Here is a 13,373-nt window from a genome sequence, read left to right as displayed (position 1 = left end):
TTCGTCTCCTTTTATAGGTTGCATAGAAAGCCGTTTTTTAGGAATTTTAGCTAACTTTTAAACACCTAAACACAATATGTTGTGGTTTCGCTAGGTAAGGCTACTATATAGAGGCTGAGTAGTTACATAATAAGTATCTTCTCAACTCGACAGTTAAAAGTTTTCTGCAGTCATTGATATTATTAACCTTTAAAAATCAATCTCTACTGAAGGCAAGAGGGGATAAGTGCTTTGAGAAGATACTAATCTTCGGATGGCAAGGCAAAATGAGAGGCAGAGGCAAGAGGCAGAAGGAAAGGTCCTTACTGCTATGCTTCAAAAGGAGGCAAGGAATGAGAAGTGATGTCATGAAGCTCGGGCTGGAAAAGGCACCCCACCGGTCTCTTTTTAAGGCCATGGGGTATTTGACGGCTGAACTTGACCGGCCAATCATTGGAGTGGCTAACTCAGCCAATGAACTCATTCCCGGTCACATTCATCTTGATCGGATTGCCCAGGCCGTAAAAGACGGCGTAAGAATGGCCGGTGGGACCCCGATGGAGTTTTCTACCATTGGTATTTGTGATGGAATTGCCATGAATCATACCGGCATGAAATATTCTCTGGCTTCGAGAGAATTGATAGCTGATTCAGTGGAGACAATGGCCACGGCCTATCCCTTTGACGGCCTCGTTTTGATTCCCAACTGTGATAAGATTATTCCGGGCATGCTGATGGCGGCGGCCAGGGTTAATATCCCGGCCATAGTGGTAAGTGGTGGACCGATGCTTCCCGGGAGATTTCAAGGCCGGGATGTGACCCTTATCTCTATGTTTGAGGGCGTCGGCCGGCTAGTTTCCGGTAAGATAAAGGAGGATGAGCTTAATCAAATGGAAGATGTGGCTTGTCCTGGCTGTGGTTCTTGTGCCGGGATGTATACCGCCAATTCTATGAATTGCCTCACCGAGGCATTGGGTCTGGGACTCCCTGGAAACGGGACGATCTTGGCTGTCCAGGCAGCCAGGGTCCGCCTGGCTAAAGAAGCCGGAATGAAAATTATGGAGCTGGTAGAAAGGGGGATCACGCCGAGTCAGATTCTAACCGAAGAGGCCTTTAGAAATGCTATCTCGGTAGATATGGCTATTGGCGCTTCAACCAACACGGTGCTTCATCTTTCGGCCATTGCGGCCGAGGCCGGGGTCGAATTAAACCTGAACATCTTTAATGAGATTAGTAAACGGACGCCCCATCTGTGTCATCTCAATCCGGCCGGGCCCCACTACCTGCATAACCTGAATGAGGCCGGGGGAATACCGGCCCTGATGGGAGAACTCTTTAGACACGGCCTGATTAGAGACAGTCTAACCGTAACCGGAAAGACGGTTTATGAGAATGTTTCCGCGAGCAAGGTCCTATCCTCTGAGGTAATAAGACCGGTTGATAATCCCTATCATGCTCAGGGAGGGATCGGTATCATTTTTGGCAATCTGGCCCCTGATGGCGCAGTAGTCAAACAGTCGGCCGTAGCGCCTGATATGTTAGTTTATCGTGGACCGGCCAGGATATTTGATTTGGAAGAAGAAGCCGTAGCCGCCATTACCGGCGGCAGGGTCAAAGATGGAGATGTGATTGTCATCAGGTATGAAGGCCCTAAAGGTGGTCCAGGGATGAGAGAGATGCTTACCCCCACTTCAGTGGTCTCGGGAATGAATCTTAAGGTAGCCTTGATTACGGATGGCCGTTTCTCTGGGGGAACCAGAGGGGCAGCTATTGGTCACATTACGCCGGAGGCAGCCGCCGGCGGGCCTATCGCTGTCCTGAAAAATGGGGATGAGATCATTATCGATATCCCCAAGAATAAATTAGAGGTAAATGTTTATGATGGTGAAATAGAGGAACGACTCCATCGATGGAGTCCACCAGAGCCAAAGATTAAACATGGTTATTTAGGCCGCTATGCCCAACTCGTCGGACCGGCTAACCATGGAGCTGTGTTTAACCATTGTAACTACTCAGGGAGATAGACTGAAGGGGGATAGACTGAAGGGAGATAGACTGAAGGTGTAAAGCCTTTCGAGATGTTTTACAGCCTTCAGTCTTCAGCCTTCAGCCTAAACACCTGAATTGATAGGAGTCTAACGATGTCAAAGTTAAATGGCGCTCAAATTGTAGTTGAATCCTTACTCAAGGAAAATGTGGAAGTTATATTTGGTTATCAAGGCGGGGCGGTTTTGCCTCTCTTTGATGCCCTTTATGATGCCCCCATCAAGTTTATCCTGGTCAGACACGAACAAGGGGCAGCCCATGCCGCCGATGGATATGCCCGCTCCACCGGTAAGGTGGGGGTCTGTATCGCCACCTCCGGGCCGGGGGCAACCAATCTGGTTACCGGAATAGCCACCGCCTATATGGATTCTATTCCCATGATCGCCCTTACCGGCCAGGTGCCTACGGCTATGATTGGTAATGATGCCTTCCAGGAGGCGGATATTACCGGCATTACCCGGCCCATCACCAAACATAACTACCTGGTCAAGGAGGTAAATGAGCTGGCTAAGACGATAAAAGAGGCCTTTCATATCGCCCGAACAGGCAGGCCAGGGCCGGTCTTAATCGATCTACCCAAGGATGTGAGTACCGGGATGGCTGAATTTAAATATCCAACCGAGGTGAGGATGCGGAGTTATAATCCCACTTACTTTGGTCATCCTGGCCAGATCAAACGGGCGGCGGCGGCCATAGCGACGACCTCCAGGCCGGTCATATACGCCGGCGGCGGGGTAATTTCTTCTGGCGCAGCCGCTGAACTTAAGGAATTGGCCGAAAAAACCAACATACCGGTGACTATGACCCTGCTTGGCCTGGGCGGTTTCCCTGGAGATCATGCCCTTTCTCTGGGTATGCTGGGTATGCATGGCACCAAATATGCCAATTATGCCATTAGTGAATCGGATCTGATCATTGCGGTAGGCGCCAGATTTGATGACCGGGTAACGGGTAAGGTAGATGAATTCGCCCCCCATGCCAAGATCATCCACATCGATATTGATCCAGCGGCCATAAGTAAAAATATCGAGGTGGATATCCCTATTGTGGGTGATGTGGGCAATGTCCTGAGAGAACTCAATAAATTGGTGAAACCGGGAGATACGGCCGCCTGGCTGGCTAAGATCGAAGAGTGGAAGAAAAAACATCCCCTTACTTATCAAAAAGAAGGGGAACTAAAACCGCAATATGTGGTGGAACAGATTTATGAAGTAACCAAAGGTGAGGCCATTATAACTACCGAAGTCGGTCAGAACCAGATGTGGGCCGCTCAGTTCTACAAATATCTAAAGCCCAGAACCTTTCTCTCTTCCGGTGGATTAGGCACCATGGGTTACGGCTTTCCGGCCGCTATCGGGGCCCAAGCCGGACACCCGGAAGCGGTTGTCTTTGATATTGCCGGTGACGGCAGCTTTCAGATGAACATCCAAGAATTGGCCACGGCTGTTCAGTATAAGCTGCCGGTAAATATTGCTATCCTGAATAACCGGTATTTAGGTATGGTCAGGCAATGGCAGGAGCTTTTCTTTAAAAAGCGTTATGCTCAGACGGATATTTCGGTGGCCCCGGATTTTGTTAAAGTGGCGGAGGCTTATGGGGCAGAAGGGATACTAATCACTAAAGAGGAAGAAGTCCGCCCGGCCCTCCAACAGGCCGTAGCTTCTTCCAAGCCGGTGGTGATGGATTTTCGTATCGCCAGGGAAGAGAATGTCTTCCCTATGGTCCCGGCCGGGGCGGCTCTGACTCAGATGATTGAGGGGATGGCCTAAGAGAAATGGGCGCTCAATAATCTGGCCATAGAGGAGGACGAGTCAAGATGAGACATACCATCTCGGTCTTAGTAGAAAATAAATTCGGTGTCCTGGCCCGCATTGCTGGGCTTTTCTCTTCAAGGGGATTTAACATCGACTCATTAACCGTAGGCGAAACAGAGGACCCTACTGTTTCCAGGATGACCATTGTCGTTAAAGGCGATGACCGAATTTTGGAGCAGGTGATGAAGCAGCTCCATAAACTGATTGATGTCATCAAGGTGACCGATTTGACCAAGAAGGACCATGTCGAGAGGGAGTTGGTCCTGATTAAAGTGGCCGCCGATACCAGTAAGAGGCCCGAGATTATGGAAATTGTAGGTATATTCCGGGCCAGGATCATAGATGTTAATACCGAAATAATGACGGTGGAGGTCACCGGGGCGGAGACAAAAATAGAGGCCATTATTGAGTTGCTAAAGCCTTACGGGATTAGAGAACTTATCCGAACCGGCAAAGTGGCTGTGGCCAGGGGAAATAAGTAGATGGCGGATTTCGGATTTAAAATCCGCAATCCGAAATCCGCCTTCCGAAATTGATAAAGGAGGAGGTTAAGATGGCTAAAGTCTATTATGATCAGGATGCGAATTTGGAGGTTCTAAAGGACAAGCTAATCGCGGTTATCGGTTACGGAAGCCAGGGACACGCTCAGGCTCAAAATCTGAAGGACAGCGGACTTAATGTAGTGGTGGCCGAAGTGGAGGGGAGCGCTGCCTGGCAGAGGGCGGTAGATGATGGGATGACCGTAGCGGTGGCCGACCAGGTAGCTAAAAAGGCTGACTTCATTCAGATGTTGGTTCCGGATCAGACCCAGCCGGCCGTGTATAACAAGTATATCGCGCCTAACCTGAAACCAGGTAATGTCCTCGGATTTTCCCACGGCTTCAATATCCATTTTAACCAGATTGTCCCGCCGCCAGATATAGACGTCATTATGGTGGCCCCCAAAGGGCCGGGTCACTTAGTTAGACGGCTTTATTGTGAAGGTAAAGGAGTCCCCAATTTACTGGCCGTAAAACAGGACTATTCCGGAACGGCTACCGAGGTCGGCCTGGCTTACGCTAAAGGAATCGGAGGCACCAGGGTAGGCGTTATTGAAACCACTTTTGCCGAAGAGACAGAAACCGATCTCTTTGGAGAACAGGTGGTTCTTTGTGGAGGTCTAACTGAACTTATCCGGGCCAGTTTTGATACCCTGGTTGAAGCCGGGTATCAGCCGGAGATCGCTTATTTTGAATGCTGTCATGAAGTGAAACTTATTGCCGATCTTATCTTTGAATATGGAATTACCGGCATGAGGTATTCCATCAGTGATACGGCTGAATATGGAGATTTGACCCGGGGACGCCGGGTAGTTAATGAAGCTACCAGGTCTGAGATGAAGCGGATATTGGATGAGGTCGTTAACGGCTCCTTTGCCAGGGAGTGGATCCTGGAAAATCAGGCCGGACGACCGGTTTATAACTCCCTTAAAGATAAGGACAGCCGACATCTGATTGAAGAGGTGGGCGCTAAGCTCAGAGGAATGATGGGCCTGGGTAAGAAAAAATTGTAGTTACTAAAAAAGAAGTAACCGTTCAGCACATGATGCGGGATGCTCGATGCTCGATCCTCGATGCTGGTAAAGGATTCAGTATCCAGAATCGAGCATCCAGAATCGAGCATCCAGGATCGAGGATCGAGGTTGTGTCTTAGTGGCTGAACGCTTACAAAAAGAAAAGCTAAACGAGAGCCGCCACTCGTTTAGCTTTCGCATGAGAGTTGTGCAAATTGAGTTTTCTTTATAGAACCTTTTGGGAGGGGAACTATAAATATCCTCAACCTATCACATTATTAATATCGGCATAATGGAAAAAAACTTTAGACCTAATTTTAAAAAAAATGTAACATCTCAATAAATCGGGGTAAACTGGTAGATAAGGGTGGAGAGGTCTCTTCTCTCAGCGCTCCACTCTCAACTCTTCCTGCATAAAAAAACTAGACGGGTGATTAAACCCGTCTAGTCTTAGCATGAGAATTAGTGTAAATTAACAGGTCCATAGAGCCTTAGGAGGGAAAACCTATGTAACTTACAATATTACTATCGGCATTTTTCAGAAAAACTTTAGCTTAAAATGCATTTGATGGATAGTAGGCTAAGGGTGGCCGTCGGGTATTTAGCCGGATAACCGCTAATGGCCTTGGTCATCGTTTCGGCCATTTACGGATTAATCGCGAATCGCGGATTGCGAATCGCGAATTAAAAAATAGATTCGCGATTCGCAATTCGAGATTCGCGATTCGAAAAAGTGCCGAAACGATGACTATGGCCATTTATAGAAGGAGGATACATGAAAGCACAAGATAATCGAGGACAGCTTTGGGAATGGGGGTTGGGGAAGGTGAAATCAGTCATCAGCCACCAGCCATCAGCTATACCAGCCTCTGTTTTCCTTATCTCTTTGCCATCTCTGGCCTGGGCTGCCAAAGGTGAAAGCAGCGCCGCCCGGAGCGGCGGAGGATTAATAACCTCTTTTCTCCCTATTATTCTCATTATTGGTGTCTTCTATTTCTTAGTCATTCGTCCCCAGAAACAAAAAGAACAACGCCACCAGGAGATGCTTAAGGGACTTAAGAAGGGTGACGAAGTGATTACCTCGGGTGGAATTCACGGGGTGATTGCGGCGGTGAAGGATGAGACTTTAATCGTCAAGGTAGGCTCGGATGCGAAGGGAGCGGATATAAAGTTAGAATTTTCCCGCTCAGCGGTAGCTCAAAAAAAGGAGAGCCAACCTACCAGTTAGAGTTGTTCACGGTCCCCATGAAGCACCAGGCAGTCGGGATCCCCATTATAAAGGGATATTTCCTGAAACGCTGATTCATAAGGTGGTGAAGGAGAGATGAGTCTAAAGGAAGCGGTAGTTAACCAGATCGATGGTTATCTGGAAGGTAAAGTAAGCAAAAAAGAGGCTTCAAGTTGGGCCATAAGGGTCATTACCGAAAGATGTTTTGGGGTAGATGAAATACTTTTAGAAGATGCAGTGACCGCCTTGGCTGGTTTGCATGACGATAATGAGAGATGGGATGTGTCCAAGGAGGATATGATCTTCTTTAAAGAATGTTTGGAAGGTAAACGACCTTACCTGGTAAGGGTCGAATTTCTACCTGAGGAAAAAGAAAAAGAAGAGATGGCTTTAGCCGTTTAAAAAGAAGACGATGATTACTGTTGGCATTCTGACCATAAGCGATAAAGGGGCGGCCGGCGAGAGGGCAGACGAGAGCGGAGAACTTATCAAGGAAATGATCACTCCCTTGCCGGCCAAGGTAGCCGAGTATTCAATCGTCCCGGACGAAGGGGAAGAGATCCGGCGTGGGCTAATAAATATGGTAGATGAGGTAGGTTGTAATCTTATTTTAACCACGGGCGGAACAGGCTTAGGGCCAAGGGATGTTACCCCCGAGGCTACCAGGCAGGTAATTGACCGGGAGATCCCTGGTTTTGGGGAGGCTATGCGGGCTGAAAGTCTCAAGTTTACGCCTTTTGGTCTCCTTTCGAGGGCTACGGCGGGGGCGAGGAAGGGATCTCTTATTATCAACCTGCCCGGAAGCCCCAAGGCGGTTAGAGAGTGTTTGAGGGCTATATTACCGGCCATTCCTCATGCGGTGCGGCTTTTAAGGGGTGAGGATAAAGAGTGTGGCTGGCCGCCAGGAAGTGATGATTAAACCAGACATTGAGTTCAAATAAATGGACATTCGTAACTTCTTTAATAACAATATGTTTGCATAATAGTGTCTATTTTTGTAAACATCGAGCCAGGAAAGGTGGCTGGTCCCTTCCAGCCTAAGAAAGAGATAGATTCTTATCTCCCTTAGGGATATCAGTTTTTTTGCTCCCAAGATAAAAGTTGGCACGATAATTGCTACTTAAAAAGATACTCGATACTCGATACTCGAGCATCGAGTATCGAGCCCAGGGAGGGTCAACGTGGGATATAATTCAGTCGAATTGAAAGAACAGATGGCTCATCAGAAAAACAGTAAGGGGGGCGAATCCTTGAGGGGATTTAAGTCGCTCATCGAAAGAAAGAAGAATATACCTAAGACTAATTTATCGGAATGTCTGGAAGGCATAGTAGATGAGACCGCCTCTCTAATGGGTGTGGAACGAGCCTCGGTAATGTTGATCGATGAAAAAAAAGAAGAACTTTCCATTGGGGCAGCCAGAGGACTGGCTCCCCACATAATGAAAGAGGTCAGGATAAGGGTGGGTGAAGGAATAGCCGGTCGAGTCTTTAAGGAAGACACCCCCCTCTGGGTAGAGGATATCTCTAAGGACGATCGTTTCCGATTATCTGCCCCAAGAAAACACTACACCAGCAACTCCTTCTTAAGCGCTCCTCTGGCTACCACTCAGACCATCGGGGTAATTAATGTTACCAATAAGATCAGTGGGGATTCTTTCACTGAGGCCGATCTGGATGTTCTTTTACAATGGAGTGATCAAGTGGCCGAAGTGATCGAACAGGCCAGGTTGTATGAGAAATATACCAGACTTAAGCAAGAAGCCAAAGAATTGGGAGAATTGACCCAAAAATTAACCGCTTCTAAAACGATTATTTCGCAAGTGAATGACTTATTGGACCGCAGTCTCAATGAATTGACCCTTATCAATGAAGTGAACAAGGCGGTGAATGAGAGTTTGAATCTTGAAGATATCATCAAATCGATGGTAAATATTATCAGGGATGTCATTGACTATCATATCCTGGCCGTTTTTTTGGTGGAAAAAGATGGGATTGAATTATATTTAGATTATTTGGCCCACAGTGAAGATGATTTAATTGATGAAGATGAAATTAAATCCAGGATAATAAAGGCCTTTACCTCGCAAACAGGTGAATCAGTGGAACGAGAGTCAATAAAGACCCGCCTGATCAGAGAAAATCAGACTTCTTATCAGAAGGACAAATTGCCAGGGGCGAGATTAAATTCTTTTCTTACTGTCCCTTTTATCTCAAGCAGGGTCAAGGGAATTTTGGGGATAGGCAACAGAACAGCCAATGCTTTCTCTGGCGAGGATATTAAAAATTTGAATACGGTGGCGATGCATTCGGTGGTAGCTATTGAAAATGCCCTCCTCCACAAAAAGGTGGAGAAACTTTCTGTGACGGATGAGTTGACTGATTTATATAATTATCGTCATTTTCAGGAACGTCTCCAAGAAGAACTCGTTCGAGCCAAGAGGTATCAATCAGCCTTTTCCTTGATTATGTTGGATATAGATGATTTTAAAAAGGTAAATGATACTTATGGGCATCTCATGGGAGATACGGTCCTAAAGGAACTGGCCAGAGTAATCAAGGGAGTTACTCGGGGAGTAAATATCGTAGCCCGATATGGCGGCGAGGAATTTGTCATTATCCTGCCAGAAGAAAATAAAATGGGGGCCTCTGTCATGGCTGAACGATTGCGCAAAAATGTGGAAGAGGTCGAATTCTTGAAAGCCAGCGGGGTTAAGAATTCTATTAGGACGACCATAAGCCTGGGTGTTTCTACTTATCCTGAAGATGGAGTTAACGAACGCGATCTAATTAAAAAAGCCGATGAGGCCCTTTATCAAGCCAAAAAGGGAGGTAAAAATAGGGTCTGCTGGGCCACCGACTATTAATGGAGTAGTCAGTAGTCAGTCTCGAATACCTGCGGCCTACTCCTTATCCCCTACCTAACCACCTGCTACCTGCCCCTTACTGTCCACGCTCTACTGGAAGAGAAGTAACCGTTCAGCCACCAAGGCACAAAGACACAAAGGGGAAAATATGTGTCGTAGAAAATATTAGAGCAATAGAGCAGCAGTTCTGGAACTTTCAGAAGAATCTTTAACTACTACTCTGCTGCTCTACTGCTCTACTGCTCTATTTTTGTGTCTTAGTGTCTTTGTGGCTGAACGCTTAGGGAGAAATATATGTCGCGGGAAAAAGTATTAGATAAAGAGGCTATACTTATCGAGAATAGAATTACCATCGCTCCTGGATTATTAAGTCAAGCGGGGGAAATTTTCATCCAATTTTTTACTAAGCACACCTGCCTTCTCTCCCACAAGAAAGCTAAATTAAATATCAAGCATGCTAATCTGAGGGGCAGGGACTATTTGATAATCGGCCATACTACCTACCGAGTAAAAACTCCCCAGGTCAACTTATCCGGTCTGATGATGAGCCGGAATCTATTATGCTGGTTAGGTAATGAGGAGTTGAGGGACTTCTTCTGGGGAGAGGGGTTTGGATCCCCTGTCAGGAAGGAGATGGAGGCAGCCGATACCCTGGAACCTGTGCCGGTAAACCGGGTTTGGGATCCTTCCTTAATACCTCCGCCGGTCTCTAATAGGACCATGGAGAAGGCCCAAGGTAAGTTAAAGGAATTCTTGGCAGGAAGTGCTAACCCATTAAATCTGTTAGAAATTCTTCACTTCATCGCCATAGTAGGCGCCAGTGGTAATCGGGAAAAATATGATTGGCATGATTACTATCTGGCTTTAGATGCCCTGGATAAGCTGGAGAAGACGGCGGGCTGGAAGGAATATCAAGACCAAATAGTCGGCTTATCTGATTATATCTTCTGGCGGTATGTAGGTTGTGATTGGGAGAAATGGGATGAGATTAAAAGGACGTTAAGCCCTAAAGAGAAGATGAAATTTCAGACCGGCCCCAGAAGACCCCTGAGCCTCTTTGAGGCTGAGATTGAGAGTTGCCGCTTACCTAAAGGGAGCCGGCCGCAAGATTATGAAATAGTGAAAGTAAAGGCATTAGCTGAAGGTGATGGGCTGGCTTCTTTACCTACTGACCCCCAGGACGAAAGAGTTAAGTTGGGAAGGAAGGCGATAGAAGAAGGGAAGATACCATCTCTCGTCCTGAGTGGCGGAACGAGCACTTCGGTAAAAGAGACGATAGGGGCGCATAAGTTAACCCACCGGGCGTTAAAGATAAAAACAGCCGGGAAGCAAACCTGGATTAGTATCACCCATGCCCGGTTAGGGTTATTGTTGGGTCAGAGCCGTGGGGCTAAAGTGGTGGTGGTGACCAGTTGTAGTCCGAAAGAAAGTGATAAAAGCATCAGAAAGAATATCGAGGAAAATTATCGCGGAAAACTCGAAAGCGGACAGATTCAACCGATTATTCAGCGGATGGGACTTGTCTTGAACCCTGATACTGGCGTGGCCTTAAGATACAAAGACGGGCATATAGTCAGTTGTGCAGAGAATCATCTCTGGGCATTATTATCCGTATTTGCCGATAAGGATTTGATCATAGAATTATTAGAGACCACGGAGGGCATTCTCTCTTTTGGAAATGGAGATAATATTCTTAATTATGTCCGGGAAGGGATGGTAAGTGAAATTGAGCGGGCGAGAAGGGAGAATAAAGGCGTGGCTACGGTGGCCGTATGTGTGCCTTCCGCCGGGGACAGGAAAGGTGGTTTTGCCGCGGAGGTAACTTATCGAAATAAAAAGACCGGCCGGACATTTACCCAGCGAGAGTTTCGTGAAATAAGTGAGTTCCCTACTAGGGGGAGAGAGGGATTCAAGGCCATTAAATTGGAGACCGCCGATGACCAGGAATTCTACCAACAGTGTGAGCAAAAGGGCTGGTTTATTGAGGATATATTTGGAGAAAAGAAGGTGGCCTTTAATATTGCCTTTTATGCCTTAGATCTGCGGCTGTTTTTTCTCCGAATATTTGGGGTTACTGAGATAACTGAGCTTAGAGATATTGATAAACAAACCTGGGTAGATAAGATCAAGGGGATCGGTAATAATGTCCCGGCCACTATTAAACCGGATAAAAAGGTGCCCAATGAGGATAATACGGATACCGTCACCGGCTATATCACGGAACAAGCCGTCCAGGATTTTATCGTTAATAGCCTGAATTTGTTAGGTGGAGAGGGTGAGGCGGCCCTCCGGGTAGAGATATTTTTAGCGGAAAGAAAAGACGTCTTCCTCCCTTACAAAGGGACAAAACAAGCTGTCCTCGATGAGGAGGGGAAGGTAGTTGAGGGCGAAGCCGACCAGTATGATCTTTTAGCCAACATGCCTCGCTATACAGGGGTAATAAGAGAGTTATCCGAGAAAGGCCATCATTGTGTCCTTGATGAAAAAGGCGCTGTCATAGAAGAGGTTTGTCCGGTTTCTTCCCTAGAAGAAATCCGGGAAGCCAATCTAAATTTTTAACGAAAAAGAAAAGGAGCTATATTGAGCTGAAATAGCTGGCTAATTTATTGTAAGCAGACTTATTTTCCGTAAATTCCTGTAAATCGCCCTAAATATTTTCCTTGATCCAGTCGATTATAGTAACATAGCCTGACGTGTGCCTGCCAAGGAGAGCGCTGTTTTCCCAGGGAGGGATTAATAAAAATGCTAAAAAAGACTTATTCCTGAAGGGTGGTAGATTAGGTCCAAAAGGGGATAAGTCTTTTTTATTATTCAGGTTTAAAGAGTCGGAATTAGCAAGTGGGGTTAAGGAATCCAACATAAAAGCCGCCATGTATTGCTGGGCTTTATTCCTCAACGGCTTATTCACTCCCTATTTGGGCAGGATAAATATCCTGGAGGGAGCGACTCTTTAAACTTAAAAATCTCTGAACGCCTTTGGTAAGATGGTCCCCCATATTAGATTAGAAGAGAAAAGGGAGGGTTTTTCCTTCTATAGATGGAGAGGACTCTAAGCCGCCCCTTATTATAAAATATATAAGGTCAATGTTACCGAAGGTGTTCAATTTAAAGAAAGGGGGGAGGGAAGGAAAGGTCAATGATTTTTATAGGCAGCTAACCACGGATAGCGCCTCTCTTTGGAGAGAGGCTTCCTTTGCTTTTGGCGAGAGGGGTGCATGTGATCTCCGACTGGTTTTAAGGGGAGGAAATCCGTTAAGATTCGAGCTAATGGGTGATCCCGCATAAACATCCATTCTCTCTGTTTTTTGGTTGGCCGCCTACAAGGAGAAAACCTTGTCAAAAGGCCTGCCAGGGGGGCAAGGTTCAATCATTTATCCCTCCAAGTAAGGCCCTTCCGGAAGTAAGGAGGCTTCCGGGTGAGAACAAATCTTAAAAAACAGGGAGGAAACGGATGTGAGAGTAGTTCACAATCCGAGCGCTATCGGTGCTCACCACGATTTGTCAAATGTAAACAGGGCCCTGTCTCAGAACCTGGAGCGCATGTCCTCAGGACTGCGCATCAATCGGGCGGCTGATGACGCCGTCGGGCTGGCTATTTCCCAGCGGGTTGACACCCAGGTCTTAGGACTGGAGCAGGGTATTAGAAACACCCAGGATGGGATCTCCGTCATCCAGACGGCTGAGGCCGGGATGTCGGCCATTCAGGATATGCTCCAGCGCATGAGGGTCCTGGCCATTGAATCGGCCAACGGTTCTGAGACTTCGGATCAAAGGCAGATGATCCAGGCCGAGGTCGATCAATTATTGGAATCAATTAACACCCAGGCCGAAGCCGTCGAGTTTAACGCGATGAAGCTGCTCACCGGCGACTTCTCCAGAGAAGCTCCCGT

At 47.0% G+C, this 13,373-nt stretch carries 10 protein-coding genes; all 10 read left to right on the top strand.

What is annotated here, in order from left to right; translation table 11 throughout:
• Window positions 1-332: 332 nt before the first annotated feature.
• Window positions 333-2,003 carry a dihydroxy-acid dehydratase gene (ilvD, locus tag AB1797_08285; GenBank protein ID MEW5767606.1) on the top strand — a complete coding sequence of 557 codons (1,671 nt, stop codon included), beginning with the start codon at window positions 333-335 and terminating at the stop codon, window positions 2,001-2,003.
• Between the two features lie 117 nt (window positions 2,004-2,120).
• Window positions 2,121-3,794: a biosynthetic-type acetolactate synthase large subunit gene (ilvB, locus tag AB1797_08280; GenBank protein MEW5767605.1), complete on the top strand. Its 1,674-nt coding sequence runs from the start codon at window positions 2,121-2,123 to the stop codon at window positions 3,792-3,794.
• 47 nt (window positions 3,795-3,841) lie between these two features.
• A complete protein-coding gene (ilvN, locus tag AB1797_08275) occupies window positions 3,842-4,321 on the top strand; it encodes an acetolactate synthase small subunit (GenBank protein MEW5767604.1) in 480 nt (159 codons plus the stop codon).
• A gap of 71 nt (window positions 4,322-4,392) precedes the next feature.
• Complete coding sequence (gene ilvC / locus AB1797_08270; protein ID MEW5767603.1) at window positions 4,393-5,391, top strand: ketol-acid reductoisomerase; 999 nt, start codon at window positions 4,393-4,395, stop codon at window positions 5,389-5,391.
• A 775-nt stretch (window positions 5,392-6,166) separates the two neighbouring features.
• Window positions 6,167-6,619 (top strand): preprotein translocase subunit YajC, encoded by a 453-nt coding sequence (yajC, locus tag AB1797_08265; protein ID MEW5767602.1) that lies wholly within the window; start codon window positions 6,167-6,169, stop codon window positions 6,617-6,619.
• Window positions 6,620-6,715: 96 nt separating this feature from the next.
• Window positions 6,716-7,021 carry a hypothetical protein gene (locus AB1797_08260; GenBank protein MEW5767601.1) on the top strand — a complete coding sequence of 102 codons (306 nt, stop codon included), beginning with the start codon at window positions 6,716-6,718 and terminating at the stop codon, window positions 7,019-7,021.
• A gap of 10 nt (window positions 7,022-7,031) precedes the next feature.
• Window positions 7,032-7,538, top strand: a complete 507-nt coding sequence (gene mog, locus AB1797_08255) for a molybdopterin adenylyltransferase (GenBank protein ID MEW5767600.1) — start codon at window positions 7,032-7,034, stop codon at window positions 7,536-7,538.
• 262 nt (window positions 7,539-7,800) lie between these two features.
• Window positions 7,801-9,483: a diguanylate cyclase gene (locus tag AB1797_08250; protein MEW5767599.1), complete on the top strand. Its 1,683-nt coding sequence runs from the start codon at window positions 7,801-7,803 to the stop codon at window positions 9,481-9,483.
• A 294-nt stretch (window positions 9,484-9,777) separates the two neighbouring features.
• Window positions 9,778-12,042, top strand: coding sequence for a hypothetical protein (locus AB1797_08245; GenBank protein MEW5767598.1), 2,265 nt, complete (start codon window positions 9,778-9,780; stop codon window positions 12,040-12,042).
• Window positions 12,043-12,936: 894 nt separating this feature from the next.
• Window positions 12,937-13,373 (top strand): flagellin (locus AB1797_08240; protein MEW5767597.1); only part of this gene is annotated, 437 nt, incomplete at its 3' end.

This window comes from bacterium (genome assembly GCA_040753085.1).
Taxonomy (GTDB): Bacteria; UBA9089; JASEGY01; order JASEGY01; family JASEGY01; genus JASEGY01.
Note: the sequence above shows the minus strand (reverse complement) of the source record. Positions and strands in the feature narration are given on the sequence as shown.

What these genes read in the sequence shown, in the direction of transcription:
- ilvD (MEW5767606.1), top strand. Translation starts at nt 333, where the DNA reads ATGAGAAGTGATGTCATGAAGCTCGGGCTGGAAAAGGCACCCCACCGG.
- ilvB (MEW5767605.1), top strand. Translation starts at nt 2,121, where the DNA reads ATGTCAAAGTTAAATGGCGCTCAAATTGTAGTTGAATCCTTACTCAAG.
- ilvN (MEW5767604.1), top strand. Translation starts at nt 3,842, where the DNA reads ATGAGACATACCATCTCGGTCTTAGTAGAAAATAAATTCGGTGTCCTG.
- ilvC (MEW5767603.1), top strand. Translation starts at nt 4,393, where the DNA reads ATGGCTAAAGTCTATTATGATCAGGATGCGAATTTGGAGGTTCTAAAG.
- yajC (MEW5767602.1), top strand. Translation starts at nt 6,167, where the DNA reads ATGAAAGCACAAGATAATCGAGGACAGCTTTGGGAATGGGGGTTGGGG.
- AB1797_08260 (MEW5767601.1), top strand. Translation starts at nt 6,716, where the DNA reads ATGAGTCTAAAGGAAGCGGTAGTTAACCAGATCGATGGTTATCTGGAA.
- mog (MEW5767600.1), top strand. Translation starts at nt 7,032, where the DNA reads ATGATTACTGTTGGCATTCTGACCATAAGCGATAAAGGGGCGGCCGGC.
- AB1797_08245 (MEW5767598.1), top strand. Translation starts at nt 9,778, where the DNA reads ATGTCGCGGGAAAAAGTATTAGATAAAGAGGCTATACTTATCGAGAAT.